We start from the raw sequence: 18376 nt of genomic DNA, 5'->3' as shown, positions 1-18376 counted from the left end.
CCGGGCCGGACCGGGGTCGGCGGCGGCCCCGGTGAGCAGCCGCCGACCGGCCCCGTTCCGCTCAGCGCATATCGGTGAGGAGCTTGTCGAGTTCGGCCTGCTGGCGGGTCGGTGCCATCGGGGGGTTCGAGTGGTCGATGCCGAAGGTCTTCAGGACCTGGTCCATCTGGGCGTCGAGGAACGTCCAGCCGGTGTTGTCCAGCGGCTGCAACGTCGCCTGGTCGGCGTCCCAGAGGTCCCGCAGCGACTGGGCGGCCGCATGGGCGCCGGTCGCGTTCCCCGACTTGGCGTCCTTCAGCGACGTCGATGCGAGCGTCCTCAGCGCGTCGACCTTCGAGGACGGGAACTTCTTCACCGCCTGGCCAGGGGCGAGTTGAACGGTGGAGGTGGCGTCCGCCTCCGGTGCCGGGCCGACGTGCGGCCGGGAGTGGGCCCAGGACAGCAGGGCCCCGGTGGCGACGGCGAGGAGAGCGAAGCACACCAGCGCGACGCGTTCCTTGCGCGGGTCGGCGTTGTGCTGCGGGGTGTGCGTGGCCTCGTAGGTCTCGGTCACGTCGGAGCGCGTCACCGTCAGGTAGACGACCGTCGCCAGGATCAGGCCGAGGAAGATCAGGCTGGTGGTGAAGGTGCCCAGTGCGAGGCCGGTCGGTTCGCCGGGCGGGGCGGTCTTCGGGGAGCCGAGCCAGTCACCGATGTTGGCGCCCAGCGGGCGGGTCAGGATGTAGGCGAGCCAGAAGGACAGCACCGGGTTGGCGCCGAACTTCCACAGCAGGGTGATCGACGCGATCAGGCCGAGCGGCAGCAGGACCGAGACTCCCGGGCTCCAGCCGGTGAGTTCGAGGGTCCAGTCGCCGGTCGCGGTGCCGAGCGCGAAGGTGACGAGAACGGCGAGCCAGTAGAACGCCTCACGCGGCAGCGTGGTGACCGAATGGATCGACAGAGTGCGCTCGCGCAGCCACCACACGCCGAAGACCACGGCGAGCAGGCCCGAGAACACGGCGGAGCTGATCCACAGCGGCACGTTGAGGTGGTCGGTCAGGATGTCGGTGTAGAGCGTGCCGGTGACGCTGACAACGACCACGGTCAGCCAGTACGGGAACGGCACGTACCGCTTCAGCCGCAGTTGGACGCCCAGAACCACCACGAACACCGCGGTGAAGATCCAGGCCGTGTTCACCAGGCCGACGCCCAGCTTCATGTTGATCCAGTCGGCGAAACTCTCACCGACCGTCGTGCAAAGGATCTTGATCACCCAGAACCAGACGGTGACCTCGGGAACCTTGTTCAGCATCAGCTGCCCGCCGGGGCGCGCGCGGACGTCGCTCGTCGTAGTCATGCGACGAGGTTTGCCCGACCAACCTGCAGACAACCTGACTACGCCGTCGGCTACGGCGCGGGGAAGGTCACCTCGACGTGGCCGTGGCCATCCGCGATCGCACGGACCGCCACTCCTGCGGACGCGGCAAGACGCTTCACCACGGCCAGCCCCAAGCCGTGACCGTTGCCGCTGGTCATGCCCGCGTCGAAGACCCGGTCGACCTCCTTCGGGTCGAACCCCGGGCCGTCGTCGAGCACCTCGACCACGACCCCCCGGGGCCGACCGCGCACCGTGACCCACACGCGCGAACGCGCATGCCGCAGACCGTTCTCCAGCAGAGGGGACAACACGGCCACGACGAGTCCGCCGGACACGGCGACGTCGACGTCGGGCGGGATGGCGACCTCGACACGGCGACCGGCGACCGCCTGTCGGGCCGCCGCCCGGAGATCGCAGCGCGTGCCGCCGCCGGTCCGCGCCCTGGCGGCGGTCAGGATCGTCGTGATCGCCGCGTTCAGGCGGTCGACCTCCGTCAGGACGGACTCCGGCGCCAGACGGTCACCGGAGAGCTGCGCCAACTGCGCTTCGCCGCGCAGGACCGTCAAGGGCGTCCGCAGCTCGTGGGCGATCTCGTCGGTGAGTCGGCGCTCGTCCGCGAGCGTGCCGTCTATGCGGTCGAGCAGACGGTCGAGAGTACGCCCGAGTTCTCCGAATTCGTCGCGGGGAACGCCGAGGTCGAATCGGCGCCCCGGCTGGTGATCACCCCATTCGTCGGCAAGGGCGGCCATGTCATGAACCACGCGCATCGCACGCCCCACCATGAGGTGGGCGACGGCGCCCGCGAGCAGGATCGCGATGCCGCCCAAGAGCAGCGACATCGCCAGGCTGCGTCGCTCCGAGGTCTCGTAGGGCGTCAGGTCCACCGTCACGACCGCCACGACGTGGTGCCCTTCGAGCCGGACTGGCCGGGCGTACAGAAGACGACCACCGACCGTCACGGTCCGGGAGCGCCCCGCAGTGGCGAGCCTCTCGACACGGTCACGGAGGCCGAGCGGCACGATGCCGTCCACGAGGTGCCCGTCGGCGTACACCCACGAGACCGTGTCCAACGCTTCGTTGTCACTCTCGACCAGCACGACATGGCCATCGCTCACGGTCACGTTCGACGCCGTCGCTTCGGCACGGGAACGAGCCAGAGCGTCCGCATCGGCATCGGTCACCCGGCCCAGCAGCACGTGTGAGACCACCACCAGCACGGCGACCACCGCTGTCGCGATGAGCACGGCGAGCGCGACGACCCTCCCACGGAAGCCCGTCACTGCCATCGATAGCCCACCCCACGGACGGTCGACAGGCGATCGGCGACTCCCAGCGCACCGAGTTTGACCCGAAGCCGGCGAACGAAGGAATCAAGGGTGTTGTCGCTCACCTGTGCCCCGTGCGGCCAACCGGCGGCGACGAGAGCGTGACGGCGTACGACGTCCCCCTGCGAGGCGATCAGCCTGCCCAGCAGCCGAAACTCGGTCGGCGTCAGGGTCTCGCCCGCCGGACCGTGGATCACCTCGTGCTTCGCCGGGTCGAGAACGACGCCACGGGGCGGGGTCGGCGCGGTCGTTCTGCGCAGCAGAGCGCGGACCCTCACCAGCAGCTCAGGGATGTCGAACGGCTTCGTCATGTAGTCGTCGGCTCCCACCTCGAAGCCGTCCACTTTGTGATGCATTCCGTCCAGAGCGGTGAGCATCAGGACGGGCACGTCGACTCCACGTGCCCGCAGCGCCAGGCAGACATCGCGGCCGTCGGCGTCCGGTAGCCCCAGGTCCAGCACGATCAGCTGCAAAGGCGCGCCCAGGTTCCGCAGCAGGCTGCCCGCCGTCGGGGCGACGGCGACGTCATGGCCGTCGTGCTCGAGCGCACGCTTGAGGACGCCGCTGACCGCCGCATCGTCTTCGCACACCGTGATATGAGCCACGGGCCGACCCTAGGCACTCCGGACAAGGTTATCCATTCGCCCTGTTCAGCACCGGGTGCGGCTGGTTCGGCGGTACCCATGCGGGAGCCGGGCCGCATTCAGCCCGCCCGGTAGAGGGCGTCCCTGCCCAGCTCCTGCTCGACGACGGCCTCGCGCACGGTGTCGACGAAGCCGTTCCGGAAGTGGTCCGCGTCAGGGCTGGTCATGCTCGGCACGCCGGAGGTGCTCCGGCGGTTGTCCGCGCCCGAGAACGTGCCGAACATGGCCTGGCGCAGCGCGGTGGACAGCTCCAGCTGGGCACCGGCACCCGTACGCGCACGGGTACGGGTACGCGCACGGATACGGGTACGAGTACGGGTGGAGATGTTCGTGGGGTCATCGCCGTTGATGGGGTCGTCGACTCCCGCGAGCACGACGGTGGCGCCGAGGTCCGGGTCAGCCGACGTGGACCTCCGGCTCGGCCACGCCCAGCCTGCGTACCGTCTCGCCGAACGTCTCGTGCTCGCTGACCAGGCGGCCAGGTCGAGGCTGACCTCGACCGGCACGAAGGGGGTGCGCGTGAGGTGGAGCGACACCCCGTCCGGGCCCCAGCGCCGCAGCTCGCGGTCGAGCACGAAGTCGAACGGCGCGACGACACCGACGCCGCGCGGCGGCCTCGGTCCCCCGAGGAACGTGACGTCCATGGACAGGCCCTCTTTTCGGACGGGCGGACGGAAGAGCCCGATTCAGGCCAGGAAATCGGACGGTCGCCGCCATGCGGCCTGACCGCCGCATCCGATCGATCTGCCTTTCTTGTCGCCGTTATCCGAATGTGCCGCCGCCCGGCCCAGCGGCCAGAAATCGCAGGCATAACCCGCATGCGATCGGGTAGCGGCGCGCCTATGGCTCCACCACTTGGGAACAACGAGGGATTGGCCACCAGACGAGTTCGCCGTCGCTCTCTGCTCTACGGCGCGGGAGCGACGGCGCTTGGCGTGTTCGGTGCGGCGGCGTGCAGCCGCGTACCGGAGGGGGGGAAGGTCGAAGGCGGCGATCTGCTGAGCCGGCTGCGGGACGCCGGCGAAGTGAAGATCGGTGTCGCGGGCGAGGTTCCGTACGGCTACATCGACGAGAACGGCGAGGTCACCGGCGAGGCGCCGGCCATCGCCAAGGTCATCTTCCCTCGCCTCGGCGTGCCCAAGGTGAAGGCAGTACCCACCCAGTTCAGCGCCCTGATCCCGGGGCTGACGCAGGCTCAGCAGTTCGATGTCGTGTCGGCCGGTATGTACATCAATCCGACGCGCTGCTCCCAGGTGCTGTTCGCGGACCCCGACTACCTGATGCTCGACTCGTTCATCGTGCGCAAGGGCAACCCGCACGGCATCAAGACGTACGAGGACATCGCCAAGAAGAACCTGAAACTGGCCAGCGGTACGGCGTACGCCGAGATCGGCTACGCCAAGGCCGCCGGTGTCAAGAACGTGCTGGTCCTGCCCGACCAGGTGGCCGGTCTCGACGCCGTACGGCAGGGCCGGGTCGACGCCTTCGCCGGTACCGCCATCACCGTGCGCAGCGTGGTGAAGGGTCACCCGCAGGCCGAGGCGACCGAGCCCTTCCAGCCCGTGGTCGACGGCAAGCCCGCCTACGGCGCGGGCGGGTTCGCGTTCCGGCTCTCCGAGAAGAACCTCCGCGACGCCTTCAACAAGGAGCTGCTCAAGATGAAGGCGAGCGGGGAACTCCTCCGCGTCGTCAGCCCCTTCGGCTTCACCAAGGACGAGATGACCGACCTCACGGCCGCGAAACTCTGCCCCGACGCGAAGGGGGAAGTCGACTCATGATGTCGGCCAAGTTCTTCGAGAACTGGTTCCTGCCCGGTGTCTGGCTCACCGTCCAGATCACCGTTTTGAGCGCGCTCTTCGCGTTCGTCGTGTCGTTCGTCATCGGCGTGCTGCGCACCTCCCGCTGGCGGATCGTGCGCATCCTCTCCGGCGCCTACTTCGAGATCTTCCGCAGCACCTCGGCGCTGGTCTTCATGTTCTGGATCGCGTTCACCGTGCCGATGCTGCTGCACATCAAGTTCGCGCCGATGTTCTCCGGCATCCTCGCGCTCGGCATCACGTACGGGGCGTACGGCTCGGAGATCGTGCGTGGCGCGCTCGCCGCCGTACCGGCCGCTCAACGTGAGGCCGGGATCGCCCTGAACTTCACTCCGATGCAGCGACTGCGCCGCATCGAACTCCCGCAGGCATGGCCGGAGATGCTGCCGCCGTTCAACAACCTGCTGATCGAGCTGCTCAAGGGCACCTCGCTGGTGTCGCTGATCGCGGTGGCCGACATGACGTTCGCCGGGAACCTCAAGCGACTCGTGTCGGGCGACAGCGCGCCCATCTACACGCTGCTGCTCGTCCTGTACTTCGTGTTCGCCTTCATCCTCACGCGTGTCATGCGCCTGCTGGAGCGACGTGCCAAGGCGCGCGTCGGCCAGAGGCCGGCACAGAGCGGCCTTCGCGCACTGTTCGGCGGAGTACGTGAGAAGTCGGCCATCGACCCGATCACCAGTGCCGGAGGTGCCAAGTGAACTGGGACTGGTCCCATGTCGACGACTTCATGCCGCATTTCTGGGACGGCCTGCGCGTCACCCTTGAGGCGCTGCTCTTCGGCTCGCTGATCGCGTTCTCGCTCGGTCTCGTCTGGGCGGTCGCGCAGCGCTCGGGTCCGAAGTGGATCGCATGGCCGGTGACCGCGATCACCGAGTTCATCCGGAGCACCCCGCTTCTGGTCCAGCTGTTCTTCCTCTTCTACGTCGTTCCGTCGTGGGGCCTGTCGATGTCCCCGCTGACGACCGGAATCGTGGCCCTCGGCCTGCACTACTCGACGTACACCTCCGAGGTCTACCGGGCCGGTATCGGCGGCGTACCCGTCGGCCAGTGGGAGGCGGCCACCGCGCTGAGCCTGTCCAGGCGGCGCACATGGACCGCCGTGATCCTTCCGCAGGCCGTGCGCCGGGTGGTTCCCGTGCTCGGCAACTACGTGATCGTCATGCTGAAGGAGTCGCCGCAGCTCATGGCGATCGGCGTGCTCGACATGCTGGGCCAGGGGCAGGACTTCAGCCAGACCACCTTCACGTACGAGGCGATCAGCGTGGTCGGTATCGCCTTCATCGTCATCGCCTACCCGGCCTCCCTTCTTCTGCGAGCTTTGGAGCGTCGCCTTGTCCGCTGACAGCAACTCTTCCTCCCAGGAAACCCCGAACCCGGCCGTGGACGGCAGCGAGCTCATCCGCTTCGACAAGGTCACCAAGCGGTTCGGGAGCAACACGGTCCTGGACAACCTGGACTTCTCCGTGAACTCCGGCAAGCACGTCACGCTGATCGGGCCCTCCGGGTCCGGCAAGACGACGATCCTGCGCCTGCTGATGACCCTCATGAAGCCCGACGGCGGCACCATCAAGGTCAACGGGGAGTACCTCACGCACGAGGTCAAGGACGGCAAGCTGGTGCCGGCCGGCGAGAAGCACATCCGGGAGATCCGCAAGAACATCGGGATGGTCTTCCAGCAGTTCAACCTCTTCCCGAACATGAAGGTGCTGCGGAACATCACCGAGGCGCCGATCAGCGTCCTCGGCCTGTCCAAGGACGAGGCGGAGGAGCGGGCGCGCGAGCTGCTCGACATGGTCGGGCTCGGCGACCGCGCCGACGCCTACCCGACGCAGCTCTCCGGCGGCCAGCAGCAGCGTGTCGCCATCGCCCGCGCCCTGGCGATGCGGCCGCAGGTGCTGCTCCTCGACGAGGTCACCTCGGCGCTCGACCCCGAGCTGGTGGCGGGCGTCCTCGACGTGCTGCGGGACATCGCGCGCAGCACCGACATCACGATGCTGTGCGTCACGCACGAGATGAACTTCGCCCGGGACATCTCGGACCAGGTCCTGATGTTCGACTCGGGTCGCATCATCGAGTCCGGATCGCCTGACAAGATCTTCAGCGAGCCGGAGCACGACCGCACCAGGGAGTTCCTCAACGCGGTTCTGTGAGCGGCTCCGCGAACGGTTCTGTGAGCGGCTCCGCGAACGGTTCTGTGAGCGGCTCCGCGAACGGTTCTGTGAGCGTTTCTGTGACGGCTCGTTCAGGGTCGTGAAAGTGCCCCGAAGACAGCTGTTCTTCGGGGCACTTTCGGTACTGTGGAAGCGCAGAATCGGCCCAGCTGTCCGGAACCGTTCGATGCTCGTTCCATCCTGGGGGATGCCGTGGCGCTGAAGCACCTGGCGATGCAGCACGCTCTGCGTGTGCTCGACACCGTGACCCGGCGCGGAGCAGGTGTCGCCGACACCGAACTGTCCCGTGTGACCGCCCTCCCGGACGAGCAGCTCGCCGCGCTCCTGCGGATGCTGCGCCGCGAGGGGTACGTGCGGCAGACCGCCGACGGCGCGTACGTCGCCGGGCCGACCCTCGACCGCCTCGGCTCGGCCGCGGGGCGCGAGGCCGCGCTCGCCGTGAAACTCCAGGCCACCCTCGACGAGCTGCGCGACAGTGTGGGCGCGGCCGTCTACATGAGCCGGTACATCGACGGCGAGGTGCGCGTCACGCAGTACGCGTCCGGTCCCGACACGCCCGCGGTCAACGAATGGGTGGACTTCCGTGTCTCCGCGCACGCCAGCGCCGTCGGCAAGAGCCTGCTGGGCCAGCTCGACCTGAACGGGCGCCGCGACCACCTCGCCCGCCACAAGATGGCCCGCCTCACCTCGCACACCATCACCAGCGAGAAGGTGCTGCTCTCCCGGCTGGCCGCACAGCCGGCCACGGTGCCCGTACTGGATCTCCAGGAGTACGCGGTGGGCACGGTCTGCGCGGCCGTCCCCGTCACCGCGGGTGCGTCCGTCGGCTGCCTGGCCCTCTCCCTCCCCGTCGAGCACGCCCACCGCCTGCACCGGGCGGCGGAACGGCTCAACCAGGGCGCGGCACCCGTGCTGCTGTCGATGGTCATCTGAGGCGGTGGGGCCGGGCGGGTCCGGACGGGATCGCCGCCTACGGGCCGGGGCCCTTTCCGGCCCGCGCGTACGGGTCAGGACGCGTCGTCGGCCTCGTACGCCTTGTAGCCGTCCTGGAGGCCGATCGAGATGTCATGGAGTCGCAGCCAGCCCTGGGCGATGAACTCGCTGTCCCGCAAAGCCTCGATGAAGAAGTAGTAGGCGTCGATGTCGTCGGTCTCGATGAACAGGAAGTCCGAGTAGTCGGCGGCGAACGCCTCCGCGTCGAAGTGGCGGACCGTGAGCCGGTCGGCGAACGGCCCCACGATGTCGCTCTCGAAGATCTCCGCCCGCTCGCGGCGCTGCGCCCTGTCGAGCCGCAGCCAGCGGATGTCGAACTCGTAGCGGATGACGATTCCGTACTTCATGGAGGTCAGCTCCTCACGCAGGCTGCCGTTACCCGTCGATCTCGTCAATCTCGTCAATCTCGTCAATCTCGTCAATTATGACGGGTGGTCGTTTTTTGACAAGTAGTTCATGATCAACTGACCGCGTCGCGGTCCTGCGCGTGTCCGTCGGCGACCGTGCGCACGATGTCGGCCACCGTCCGGTGCAGTCGCCTCAGCTCGGTCACGTCGAGCCGTGCCCAGCCGAGGCCGCGCATCACCGAGGCCGTCGCCTTGAGGCGGCCGTCGACGCCCTCCTCGCCCGCCCACGCGAAGCTGTGGGACAGCAGGTGCGTCGTCGCATAGCCCAGGACGAACGCGCGCAGGGCGTCCACGGCGGCGTTCACGCCGATGTCGTCGTTGTGGAACGCACCCTCGGAGACGATGCGCTCCACCGCGTACCCGACGACCTGCGCCAGCTGCGATTCCACCAGGTCACGGCGTTTGAGGCGCTGCTCGGACGCGAGGCGGCGGACCGCGTCGGTGCGGGCGCTGATGCCGCACTCGAAGAGCTCGGGGGCGAACACCGCGTGCTCCATGTACGCGAGGGCCATGGCACAGCCGGAGCGCACCCCGTCCCAGGGGAGGTCGGCGATGGCCTGGAAGTAGCGCAGCTGGAGGCGTGCGCTCTCGGCGGAGAGCTCGACGAGGAGGTCCTCGCGGCAGGTGAAGTGGTTGTAGATGGTGCCCTTGGAGTAGCCGGTGCGCTGGGCGAGCTTCGCGAGGGTCAGGTTGTGGAAGCCGTCGCTGCGGATCATGCCCAGGGCGGCGTGGACCAGCTTCTGGTCGCGGTCCGCCACCTCTTGGGCCTTTCGCTGAGATGTACGCATACGGCCATTGTGCGTGACCATTGGTCAAAGTCCGACCATTGGTCGGGAGTCTTGTCCGGGCGGGCGAGCCGCGCGCCGTGGCGGGCCGGCCCTTCGTCACGCCTGCGGGCCGTGGCCGCGTCTCGCGCGGTTCCCCGCGCCCCTTCAAGGTCGCCGCGCCCCTTTGAGGCACGACTCTGTGGCCGCGTGTCGAGATCGGTGCGTCGAGGCCGGAGCGATGAGGTCGGTGTAATGACGAAGGCCCCCCGCGTGAACGGAGGGCCTTCGTCGTGTCGGTGCGCCGCCAGGGACTCGAACCCCGGACCCGCTGATGCCGCGTCCTCCCGGGGAATAACCCCCGGACCCCCAGCCGCCTGGGCACCGCACCGCACCAAGGCCCGACCCAATGACGAAGGCCCCCCGCGTGAACGGAGGGCCTTCGTCGTGTCGGTGCGCCGCCAGGGACTCGAACCCCGGACCCGCTGATTAAGAGTCAGCTGCTCTAACCAACTGAGCTAGCGGCGCCTGCTGACGTCGTAAATAGTACCTGGCCCGAAGGGGTGCTCCTGACCACTGGCCCGGTAGGCGGCGACGAGGGCGGTTCGGGTCTCGGGGGTCAGGGGGCGGTAGGCGGGCTCGGACGGGGGGCGCCACCACACCTGGCCGTCGGTGGGCTCGGCCCAGAAGCCCTCCCCGCGGAGTTCTCCCCTCCGCACCTTGTTCGTCGCGGTCACCGGCATCCGGGCCACCACCCGCACGAACCGCGGCGCCATCTTCGTCCCGAGGTCGCCCTGTGCCCGCAGGAACGCCTCGAAGGCCGCCGGGGCGAACGCGCGGCCCTCGTGGAGCGCCAGCGTCGCCATGACCTGGTCGCCGGTGACCGGGTCGGGCACGCCGTAGACCGCGACGGCGGCCGCGTCGGGCCAGCGGGCGAGGATGTTCTCGATCACCGCGGGGGCGAGGTTCTCGCTGTCCACGCGGATCTTGTCGTCGCCGCGCCCGGCGAAGTAGAGGAACCCGTCGGCGTCCCGGTAGAAGAGGTCCCCGGTCCAGTACCAGCCGTCCTCGCGGATCCGCTCGGCGTACGCGGCGTCGTTGCGCCAGTAGCCCTCGAAGGCGGAACGGCCTCGGTTGACCAGTTCGCCTATGGCCTCCGAGCCGTTCAGGAGCCGCCCCGCCGCGTCGAACTCGGCCGGTGGGCACTCCGCCCCGGTCGCCGGGTCGAGCACGGCCAGGTCGCCGCCGCCCGGTGCCGCCCGGCCGATGGCACCAGCCGGGGTGTCGGGGGTGCGCTGGACGGCGGCACCGCCCTCGGACGACCCGTACCCCTCCACCAGGCGCACGCCGAACCGCTCCTCGAACCGCGCCGCGTCCACCGCCCCGGCCTCGGTGCCGAAGCCGACGCGCAGCGGGTTGTCCCGGTCGTCGGGGCGCTCCTCGGTGGCGAGCAGGTACTGCACGGCCCGCCCCACGTACGTGAAGTACGTCGCGCCGAATTTTCGTACGTCATCCAGGAACCCGGACGCCGAGAAGCGCCGCCGCAGTGCCACGCCCGCGCCCGCAGCCACGGCCGGGGCCCAGTCGGCGATCACCGCGTTGCCGTGGAAGAGCGGCATGCAGACGTAGTGGACGTCGTCGCGGCGCACGCCGAACGAGGTGACGAGCGACTGCCCGGCCGCCGCGAGCCGCCCCTGCGTGCACAGGGCGGCCTTGGGCGCGCCGGTCGAGCCGGAGGTGAAACAGAGCAGCATGCGGGTGCCAGGTCCGACTCCGGCGGCGGCCCGCGGTTCCACCCCCTCGTACGGGGCCAGCAGCTCCGCGTACTGAGCGGTGTCGGTCACCAGGACGCGTACGCCGGGAAGACGCAGGCGTTCGAGCAGCGGGAGGTGGGCTCGTTCCGTGACGAGGACGCGGCATTCCGTGTGGGGGATGTCGCGGGCGAGTTCGGCGCCGCGCCGGGTCGGGTTGATCCCGGCGACGGCGGCCCCGGCGAGCGCGGCGCCGCTCAACCACATGGGGAATTCCGGCGTGTTGTCGAGCAGGACGCCTACGTGCGGTTCGGCGCCCCTCGGCAGCAGGTCACCCAGGAGCGCCGCGCGGGCGGCGGCCGCCGCGGTGACCTCGTGGTGGCTGAGGACCCGGTCCCCGTACGCGAGTCCGGGCCGGTGGTCGCCCCAGCCGCGCCGGACCAGCTCCGCGAAGGTGTGCGCCGTCTCGGATGCCATGGCCCAGCAAGGTAATTGACGGCTCGTCAGATGTCATCGTCCGAACGCGTCGGAGAAGGACACCATGAAGAAGACGGAGGAGGAGACCACGAGCCCCACGAAGACGACAACCGCGACCACCCCCACGGCGTTCCACACGGGGCGCGGCCGCCCGGCCGTGGCGCGTTCGGGACGCGCGGCCGTGTAGTACACGACCACCGCATCGCCTTCGACGGTGGTCGCGGGCCCGCCCGCCTCGTCGAACCGGACCGCGCGCCCGTCCCGCGTGGCGAACTCGTAGACGTGATGCCGTCTCGTGCTCGGGCTGTCGCCGCCCCTGGTCGTCGTGTACGCGCGCAGACAGCGCCCCTGCGCGGTGAGACCGCTGCGCCAGGCCGCGTACAACTCGAAATGGCGCCGTACGGCCACGGCCCGGACGCACAGCGCCCCGCCCCCGATGATCGTCGGTATCGCATAGAACAGCCAGGCCATCGCACTCCCCCGTCACGCGCACCTCCCTGCCCACCGCCCCGACGGTCGACCGAGGCGGCGCACAGGGAAGTTACTCGCGTACGGGATCACGGACGCCCAAGGGAACCTCTGAGGCTCAGAACGTGACGTCCGAGCAGGCGTAGAACGCGTTGCCGGTGTCCGCGATCGTCCACACCGCGAGGATCATGTGGTGGCCGGTCAGACCCGTGGGCAGGGTGCCGGTCATCTCCAGGGTCTGCGGCGGGCGCCCGCTGTAGGGGACGACCAGGAACGGGGTGGTGTCGAGGTCCGCCCGGGTCAGCGGCTTGGTGTCGTCCCAGCCCTGCTTGGTGGCGTAGTAGCGGAAGTCCGTGGTGGAGTGCTCCGCGGTGAACTGCCACTGGAACGTGTACTGCTGACCGCCCGTCACCTTCGTGGTGGGCCAGGCGGAGCCGTCGGGCCGCGTCGGGGAGTCGAGCGGCCCGAACCTCGCGTGGTCGCCGGAGCAGATGTGACCGTCGGAGGGGCCGGCCTGGGGGAAGCCCTTGGGGGCCTCGACACTCTGAGGCTCCCACTGGATGTCGCCGCAGCCGGTGACGGTTCCGTTGGCGCAGAGTTTCTGCCTGCTGATCGGCTGTTCGGTGTAGCCGTGACTGCTGGCGGGGCCCGTCGTGAGCACGAACGCTCCGGCGGTCATCAGCCCGAGCAGGGCCGCGTACGTCTTCGTGCGGAGGGAAGGCTTTCGCATGCTGCCGCTCCTGGGGTGTGGGGAGTGTGAGGGGTGTCGGGAGCCGTGCGCACCGCGATGTTCCGGTTCTAGGTCTAGACCAACATTCAACGTCCAATCTACGGACGCCAGTTGAGCATGTCCATACCAATGCCGTGGCGTCGAAGACGGTACGGATCCGCCCCGCGCCTCCCGTCACCCCATAAGGTCACTCGCCGCGGCCCGTGTAGAACGCGACCGTCAGGTCCTTCACGAGGGCCTTGCGCTCGTAGTCGTCCAGCTCGACCAGGCCCCGCGTGGTCAGCCGGGTCACCGTGTCCTCCACCGAGTCGACGACCGACGTGAGCACCGAGTCCCGGTGCTGCGCGTCGAGCGCGGCGATCCGGCGGCGCTGCATGGCCGCCGCCACCTCGGGCGCGTACTCGATCCGGGTCGGCTGCGCCGAGAAGACCTCGAGACCGACGGCCTCGGCGTCCGCGGCCAGGCGCCGGGTGAGCTGGTCGCCCACGGCCTCGGCGTTGCGCAGCGTCGGCGCGTCCTGGTGGAACGCGTCGGCGGGCAGCTGCGAGAGCACCCGGGCCATGTCCGCCTCGACGCACGCCCGCAGATACGCCTCGTGGTCCTCGACCCCGAGCGCCGCCCGCGCACTGTCCTTGACCCGCCACACGACGAGCACGACGACGCGCAGCGCCACCCCGTTCGCGTCGACCGCGGGCATCGGGTCGCTGCGCCAGTGCCGTAGCCGTACGTCGACCCGGCGGCGCAGCAACAACGGGTTCACCCACACGAGCCCCGTCTTACGCACGCTCCCCCGGTACCGGCCGAACAGGCTCAGCACCCAGGCCCGTCCGGTGCGGCCCCGCGCGAGGCCGCCGAACCCGAAGATCGCGACGAGCCCGGACCCTGCGACCGCCGCCCACTGCGCCGGGCCGAACCCGGGCGCGGCGGAGGAGAGGTGGGCGGGCAGCCCGGCGGCCTCGGTCATGATCCGCGGCAGCATCCCGGCCCAGCCGACCGACGCCACACCACCGGCCACGCCCGCGACCCCGCCGAACACCCCGACCGCACCGGGCAGCGCACGCCCGCGTCGCTCGGCCAGGTCAGGGTCGGCCGGGGGCGCCGGGCGGGCCGGCGTGCGCGGTGGGATACGGCGGCCGGGGGGCCTGCCGCCCCCGGCGCCGGGTCCAGCGCCCGTGCCGGTACTGGTACCAGTGCCGGTGCCGATGGGGGCCCCGACGGGGGTGCCGGTCCCAGTGCCGACGGGGGTGCCGACGGCGGTGCCGATGGGGGTGTCGGCGCCGGTGCCGATGGGGGTGCCCTTGGTGCTCACCACGGCCGGGCGCAGTGGGACGGCGACCGGGTCCGGGTCGTCGCGGAACAGCATGTTGACGGGGATCTCGGTGGTGGCTTCGTTGTGGATGAGCCGCGCGGTGCGCGCTGCGCCGTCGGTTTCACTCATCGAACCCTCCGCGTTGCCTGACATGGAAGACACCTCGTGGGACTCGCGGGGCCCGCAGGACCCGCAGGAAGACGCGTCGTGGCGCGTGGGAAGGCACGTCATGAGAAGAGCCGGCGCCAGGTCTCGGGCCCCGGGTAGCCGTCGGCCGCCGCGCCCCGCCACCCCTGGGCGCGCTGGAACGCCTCTACGTTGCGCCGGTCGGCCTCGCTCCACCGTGGCCCCGGGCCCTGGCGGTAGTGCTTGCCAAAACCTTTCTTCACGAGCTGCTTGCCGAGTCGGGTGACCGAGGCGTTGACCGCGCCCGGCCGGAACGCGGCCCGCCCCGGATAGGCGGGAGCCTTCCCCGTCTCCGAGGAGGCCCCGCTCGCCCCGGCCCCGCCCCCGTTCCCGGCCGCGGCCCCGTTCCTGGTCCCCGGAATGTCCTTGCCCTCGCCGTTGACCAGGTACGACCAGGTGGTCGGCCCCGGGATCCCGTCCGCGTTCCGGCCGTGCCACCCCTGGGCCCGCTGGAACGCCTGCGTCGCCCTGCGGTCCGCCGCGCCCCAGTGCGGCCCCGGCCCGACCTTGTAGAACCGCTTGCCACCCCGCTCCACGAGCATCCGCCCGAGCCGGGTGACGTCCACGTTGTCCGCGCCGGGTCCGAACATGTCGGCGCCCGGGAACTTCCCGGACGACGCTCCCGGACTGCCGGAGTCGCTCGCGCTCACCCCCTTGTAGCGGTAGGGGACGTAACGGTTCGAGTTGCTCCAGTACGCGTACGGCGTGACCTGCTTGCGGGTGCCGGGGCGGGTCTGCTCGTAGGCGATGTAGTAGGTGCGCGAGGTGTTGGCCCAGCCGCCGAAGATCGTGACGTGCGAGCCCTTCTCCGGGTTGGCCGGATTGTGGAAGAGCAGGATGTCGCCCGGGCGCAGCTGCGCCTTGCTGATGCGGGTGCCGTACTGGGCGAGGCTGCCGGTCCACTCGTTGCCCGGCAGGCCCCAGGCCATGGAGACGAAGCCCGAGCAGTCCTGGCGGTATCCGTCCTTCCAGAACTTGTTCATGCTGTACGGGACCTTCGCCGCCACCCACGTCTTGGCGCGGGCGATGATCGCCGAACGGGTGGTGGCCCGAGGTGCGGACTCGTGTACGAGGCTGATCGAGACGGGCGCACCAGGGCTGCCGGACTCCACCGGGCTGCCGTGCAGCGGGCTCGTACCGCCTTGCGGGGTGTCGGTGCCGGTACCGCTACCGCTGCCGTTGCCGTTGCCGGGGGACGGGTCGCCGGGGCCGGGTCCGGGTCTGGACTCGTGGTGCTCGGCGGCACCTGCCGGGGCGGAGTGCAGGCCGGCGATGACCGTGGACGCGGCCGCCGCGGCGACCAGGGCATGGCGGGCGCCTACGCGGGTGCGTACCGGCGGGGGGACGGTGCGGCGCCACTGGGCGCAGCCCGCGCAGTCGCAGTCGTCCGCGGAGATCTCTTCGAACGCGGGGACGGGCATGCGGTCCCCGGGTTCCGCACCCGCGGTGCGGCGCGCGCCGCAGGCACCGGCGGCATCGCCTGTGCCTTGGGGGCGCTCTGTGTCGTCTGTGCCCTCCATGCGATTCCCCTCACACTCCGATGACGGCCGTTGGACTAATGAGCCTCGTGTTCGCACGCACGAAGCGTCTCAACTGTCCGGAAAAATCGCATGTTGACGGTCCGAATGATGGAAATAATCACAAACCGACCATCGCATCGGCGCGTCGCCTGGTCAGGAGCACCCCGATCTGTCGGGTAGAGTTATGCAGGTCAGCAGGCGCCGCTAGCTCAGTTGGTTAGAGCAGCTGACTCTTAATCAGCGGGTCCGGGGTTCGAGTCCCTGGCGGCGCACCGACACGACGAAGGCCCTCCGTTCACGCGGGGGGCCTTCGCACGCGCGGGGGGCCTTCGCCGTTGACGGGGCGCGGGGAACTTGAAGGGGCGCGGGGAACCGCGCGAGACGCGGCCACGGCCCGCAGGCGTGACGAAGGACCGGCCCGCCACGGCGAGCGGCTCACCCCGCCCGGACCCGCGCTCTTGTGATCACGCCCCACCGCATCGCACGCTGGGCGCGGGGAAGCCGTGTGGGTCACACCTGACGGGGGTTTCATCTGGCTTGGCGCACACGGGGGTTGAGGTCCGGGGCATGATGCGACCGGACGGCCGAAGTACCAGTCTTGGCCGGAGCGGAGGCGGGGGGGCCGCCGCTGAGACCGACGACCACGCGGTGATCCGCGTGCGGGGGGGGATGACTCATGACGTCGACGCCTGCCGGCGCCCGGCAATCGTCGGGTTCCAGGATCACCGTCGCGTAGCGGTCACCGATGCCCGTGGCGACCTGGTCGGTCCATGCCCGGTAGGCGTTGCCGTCGGCGGCGCCGCCGCCCGAGTACTGGCCGCAGTCGCGGTGCGGGATGCCGTAGAGGACGAGCAGCGCGTCCCGGTGTGTGCTCCGCGGCCTCGGTGAAGCCGCGCGCCTGGTCCTCGGCGTTCTCCGGAGTGATCCATTCCGCGCCGGGCTGTTCGGCGATCTTGCGGATCTGCGCCGCCTGGTCGGCCTTGCCGTCCTTCTCCGGCGCGGCCATGGCCCGTGCCGCGCTGCTGTCGGGGTTGACCCAGAACGGGTCGGTGTTCCGGGGCTGTTGGGTGATGGGACCGCCCCCGCCCCGCGAGCCGCCCCTGTGCCCGCCGCCGCTGCCGCCCCCGTCGCCGGAGGAACACGCGGTCATGGGCAGCGCCGCCCCCACGACGACCGCCCCGGCCCTGAGTTTCCGGTGCATCCACTCCCCCTGGTCCCCCTGGTGCCCTGGTTCGGCGTCAATCGTGGCACAGCCGCGGGTGCCGCCGTCACCGTCCGCCGTCGTTCGCGTACTTGGCGTCAAACACCCTCTAGGCCGAGGCCCGCTTCCCCTCTACAGTCGGTGGCAGTGGCCCGCCCCGCGCCGCGGGCCCTTCTCCAGACCTCCCGCGCCTACGCCGGGCTTACTCCCGCGGCCCGTGCGCGCGCGGTCGAGGACCGTGCCCGGTCGACGGCTCCCGGGGGAGCGGGCCGCCGACCGGGCACGGTGACGGGGCTCATGCCAGTTCGACGTGGTCGTGGCGGGTGGCCGTTCCGCCGGGAGTGCCCTCGACTCCGGTCAGGTACGCGGAGACGACGACGTTCGCCGTGTACGTTCCCGACGCCCTGTCGAACGTGCCGCCACACGTGATCAACCGCAGCTCGGCCCGGCCCCGCCGGTGCGGCCCGTAGGCGCGCGCCGGGTCGAAGTGGTCGCGTGAGTAGACCTTCACGCCGTCGACCGTGAACACGGCGACGGAACCGTCGTCCCGCGCCACCCGCACGGTGTCGCCGGGCCGCGCCTCGCTGAGGTGGTAGAAGACGGACGGCTGCGAGTCGGTGTCGACGTGACCCACGAGGAGCGCCGCGCCCGGCTCGCCCGGCGTGACACCGCCCCGGTACCAGCCGACCGCAGCGGCCTGCGCGTACGGGGGCGGGTCGACGGCTCCCGACGTGTCGAGACCGCGCGGCACGAGGGGTGCCTGGATGTGCAGCGAGGTGACGTCGAGGCGTTGCGGCTTCGCGGCGTGCAGAGGGCGGTGGGCGGCGGGCAGGTCGACGCCGGCGGGGCGGCCGACGGCGGCCACGTCGCCCGTGGTCGGCGCGGCGAGATTGACGTCGGTGACCTCGCGGCCCCACAGCCACAGGCCGAGCAGCAGCACGGCCCAGGCCAGACCGATGAAGAGGCGGCCGCCACCGTGGCCGTGCCGGTGACGGTCGTGCCGGTAGTGGCCGTGCCGGTCGTGGTCGTGGCGGTCGTGGTCGTGGCGGTCGTGGTCGTGGTTGTTCATGGCGTCCTCCCCGAACTCTGCGAGTCACGACGGCGGCGCACACTGCGGACCGCCACGGCGACCGCGGCCACCGCGGCGAGGACCAGGCCGATGACGGCGTGGCGGGTGCCGGGCCCCTGCTCGGCCATGGCGGTCGAGGCTGTCTGTACGGCCGGTGGCAACCGGTCCGCCGCACCGCCACCAC

The 18376-nt window shown here is 70.4% G+C and carries 17 protein-coding genes, 2 tRNA genes and 3 pseudogenes; 6 read left to right on the top strand and 16 right to left on the bottom strand.

Features of this window, described 5'->3' with window-relative positions; translation table 11 throughout:
- Positions 1-61: 61 nt before the first annotated feature.
- The 5 genes and pseudogenes from OFY01_RS28805 to OFY01_RS28785 all read right to left on the bottom strand — a co-directional run.
- Positions 62-1336 carry a COG4705 family protein gene (locus tag OFY01_RS28805; RefSeq protein ID WP_266604842.1) on the bottom strand — a complete coding sequence of 425 codons (1275 nt, stop codon included), beginning with the start codon at positions 1334-1336 and terminating at the stop codon, positions 62-64.
- Positions 1337-1386: 50 nt separating this feature from the next.
- Positions 1387-2643 (bottom strand): sensor histidine kinase, encoded by a 1257-nt coding sequence (locus OFY01_RS28800; protein ID WP_266604840.1) that lies wholly within the window; start codon positions 2641-2643, stop codon positions 1387-1389.
- Complete coding sequence (locus OFY01_RS28795; protein ID WP_266604839.1) at positions 2634-3287, bottom strand: response regulator transcription factor; 654 nt, start codon at positions 3285-3287, stop codon at positions 2634-2636. Before OFY01_RS28795 ends, OFY01_RS28800 begins: the two co-directional genes overlap by 10 nt.
- 98 nt (positions 3288-3385) lie before the next feature.
- On the bottom strand, positions 3386-3700 hold the full coding sequence (locus tag OFY01_RS28790; RefSeq protein WP_266604837.1) for a poly-gamma-glutamate hydrolase family protein: 315 nt from the start codon (positions 3698-3700) through the stop codon (positions 3386-3388).
- A gap of 34 nt (positions 3701-3734) precedes the next feature.
- Positions 3735-3970: pseudogene (locus tag OFY01_RS28785) on the bottom strand (decarboxylase); the annotation flags it as partial.
- A 198-nt stretch (positions 3971-4168) separates the two neighbouring features.
- Here OFY01_RS28785 and ehuB point away from each other — a divergent pair.
- From ehuB to OFY01_RS28760, 5 genes are all read left to right on the top strand, one after another.
- Positions 4169-5104 carry an ectoine/hydroxyectoine ABC transporter substrate-binding protein EhuB gene (ehuB, locus tag OFY01_RS28780; protein ID WP_266604835.1) on the top strand — a complete coding sequence of 312 codons (936 nt, stop codon included), beginning with the start codon at positions 4169-4171 and terminating at the stop codon, positions 5102-5104.
- Positions 5101-5844: an ectoine/hydroxyectoine ABC transporter permease subunit EhuC gene (gene ehuC / locus OFY01_RS28775; protein WP_266604833.1), complete on the top strand. Its 744-nt coding sequence runs from the start codon at positions 5101-5103 to the stop codon at positions 5842-5844. Before ehuB ends, ehuC begins: the two co-directional genes overlap by 4 nt.
- A complete protein-coding gene (ehuD, locus tag OFY01_RS28770) occupies positions 5841-6488 on the top strand; it encodes an ectoine/hydroxyectoine ABC transporter permease subunit EhuD (RefSeq protein WP_266604831.1) in 648 nt (215 codons plus the stop codon). Before ehuC ends, ehuD begins: the two co-directional genes overlap by 4 nt.
- Before the next feature lie 37 nt (positions 6489-6525).
- On the top strand, positions 6526-7296 hold the full coding sequence (gene ehuA / locus OFY01_RS28765) for an ectoine/hydroxyectoine ABC transporter ATP-binding protein EhuA (protein ID WP_407700449.1): 771 nt from the start codon (positions 6526-6528) through the stop codon (positions 7294-7296).
- Between the two features lie 213 nt (positions 7297-7509).
- Positions 7510-8250, top strand: coding sequence for an IclR family transcriptional regulator (locus OFY01_RS28760; protein WP_407700448.1), 741 nt, complete (start codon positions 7510-7512; stop codon positions 8248-8250).
- 74 nt (positions 8251-8324) lie between these two features.
- Here the strand turns inward: OFY01_RS28760 and OFY01_RS28755 are convergent, their stop codons facing one another.
- From OFY01_RS28755 to OFY01_RS28720, 8 genes are all read right to left on the bottom strand, one after another.
- Positions 8325-8657 (bottom strand): darcynin family protein, encoded by a 333-nt coding sequence (locus OFY01_RS28755; RefSeq protein WP_266604827.1) that lies wholly within the window; start codon positions 8655-8657, stop codon positions 8325-8327.
- Between the two features lie 113 nt (positions 8658-8770).
- Positions 8771-9505, bottom strand: coding sequence for a TetR/AcrR family transcriptional regulator (locus OFY01_RS28750; protein WP_266604825.1), 735 nt, complete (start codon positions 9503-9505; stop codon positions 8771-8773).
- A 430-nt stretch (positions 9506-9935) separates the two neighbouring features.
- Positions 9936-10009, bottom strand: a tRNA-Lys gene (locus tag OFY01_RS28745).
- Positions 10000-11709 carry an AMP-binding protein gene (locus OFY01_RS28740; RefSeq protein ID WP_266604824.1) on the bottom strand — a complete coding sequence of 570 codons (1710 nt, stop codon included), beginning with the start codon at positions 11707-11709 and terminating at the stop codon, positions 10000-10002. Before OFY01_RS28740 ends, OFY01_RS28745 begins: the two co-directional genes overlap by 10 nt.
- A gap of 33 nt (positions 11710-11742) precedes the next feature.
- Positions 11743-12180 carry a DUF3592 domain-containing protein gene (locus OFY01_RS28735; protein ID WP_266604822.1) on the bottom strand — a complete coding sequence of 146 codons (438 nt, stop codon included), beginning with the start codon at positions 12178-12180 and terminating at the stop codon, positions 11743-11745.
- Positions 12181-12295: 115 nt separating this feature from the next.
- Positions 12296-12907 carry a lytic polysaccharide monooxygenase auxiliary activity family 9 protein gene (locus OFY01_RS28730; RefSeq protein WP_266604820.1) on the bottom strand — a complete coding sequence of 204 codons (612 nt, stop codon included), beginning with the start codon at positions 12905-12907 and terminating at the stop codon, positions 12296-12298.
- 187 nt (positions 12908-13094) lie between these two features.
- The gene (locus tag OFY01_RS28725) at positions 13095-14345 is read right to left on the bottom strand and encodes an SPFH domain-containing protein (protein ID WP_266604818.1); all 1251 of its coding nucleotides are present in this window, start codon (positions 14343-14345) and stop codon (positions 13095-13097) included.
- 98 nt (positions 14346-14443) lie between these two features.
- The gene (locus OFY01_RS28720; protein ID WP_266604816.1) at positions 14444-15823 is read right to left on the bottom strand and encodes a peptidoglycan-binding protein; all 1380 of its coding nucleotides are present in this window, start codon (positions 15821-15823) and stop codon (positions 14444-14446) included.
- Between the two features lie 297 nt (positions 15824-16120).
- Between OFY01_RS28720 and OFY01_RS28715 the strand changes: the two genes are divergently transcribed.
- Positions 16121-16194, top strand: a tRNA-Lys gene (locus OFY01_RS28715).
- A 436-nt stretch (positions 16195-16630) separates the two neighbouring features.
- Here the strand turns inward: OFY01_RS28715 and OFY01_RS28710 are convergent.
- From OFY01_RS28710 to OFY01_RS28700, 3 genes and pseudogenes are all read right to left on the bottom strand, one after another.
- A pseudogene (locus tag OFY01_RS28710) lies at positions 16631-17123 on the bottom strand (glycoside hydrolase family 6 protein); the annotation flags it as partial.
- A 295-nt stretch (positions 17124-17418) separates the two neighbouring features.
- Entirely contained in the window at positions 17419-18192 is a 774-nt protein-coding gene (locus OFY01_RS28705; protein ID WP_266604814.1) for a class F sortase, read from the bottom strand.
- Positions 18189-18376, bottom strand: a pseudogene (locus tag OFY01_RS28700) (hypothetical protein); the annotation flags it as partial. The pseudogene OFY01_RS28700 and the gene OFY01_RS28705, both read right to left, overlap by 4 nt.

Source organism: Streptomyces beihaiensis, assembly GCF_026274175.1.
Taxonomy (GTDB): domain Bacteria; phylum Actinomycetota; class Actinomycetes; order Streptomycetales; family Streptomycetaceae; genus Streptomyces; species Streptomyces beihaiensis.
The sequence above is the reverse complement of the archived record's forward strand: the minus strand, read 5'-3'. Positions and strand labels throughout refer to the sequence as shown.

Excerpts from the sequence above, each read along its gene's own strand:
- OFY01_RS28720 (WP_266604816.1), bottom strand. The coding sequence starts at position 15,823 with ATGCCCGTCCCCGCGTTCGAAGAGATCTCCGCGGACGACTGCGACTGC.
- OFY01_RS28725 (WP_266604818.1), bottom strand. The coding sequence starts at position 14,345 with ATGAGTGAAACCGACGGCGCAGCGCGCACCGCGCGGCTCATCCACAAC.
- OFY01_RS28740 (WP_266604824.1), bottom strand. The coding sequence starts at position 11,709 with ATGGCATCCGAGACGGCGCACACCTTCGCGGAGCTGGTCCGGCGCGGC.
- OFY01_RS28800 (WP_266604840.1), bottom strand. The coding sequence starts at position 2,643 with ATGGCAGTGACGGGCTTCCGTGGGAGGGTCGTCGCGCTCGCCGTGCTC.
- OFY01_RS28705 (WP_266604814.1), bottom strand. The coding sequence starts at position 18,192 with ATGAACAACCACGACCACGACCGCCACGACCACGACCGCCACGACCAC.
- OFY01_RS28735 (WP_266604822.1), bottom strand. The coding sequence starts at position 12,180 with ATGGCCTGGCTGTTCTATGCGATACCGACGATCATCGGGGGCGGGGCG.
- OFY01_RS28730 (WP_266604820.1), bottom strand. The coding sequence starts at position 12,907 with ATGCGAAAGCCTTCCCTCCGCACGAAGACGTACGCGGCCCTGCTCGGG.
- OFY01_RS28755 (WP_266604827.1), bottom strand. The coding sequence starts at position 8,657 with ATGAAGTACGGAATCGTCATCCGCTACGAGTTCGACATCCGCTGGCTG.
- ehuC (WP_266604833.1), top strand. The coding sequence starts at position 5,101 with ATGATGTCGGCCAAGTTCTTCGAGAACTGGTTCCTGCCCGGTGTCTGG.
- OFY01_RS28805 (WP_266604842.1), bottom strand. The coding sequence starts at position 1,336 with ATGACTACGACGAGCGACGTCCGCGCGCGCCCCGGCGGGCAGCTGATG.
- ehuB (WP_266604835.1), top strand. The coding sequence starts at position 4,169 with ATGGCTCCACCACTTGGGAACAACGAGGGATTGGCCACCAGACGAGTT.
- OFY01_RS28750 (WP_266604825.1), bottom strand. The coding sequence starts at position 9,505 with ATGCGTACATCTCAGCGAAAGGCCCAAGAGGTGGCGGACCGCGACCAG.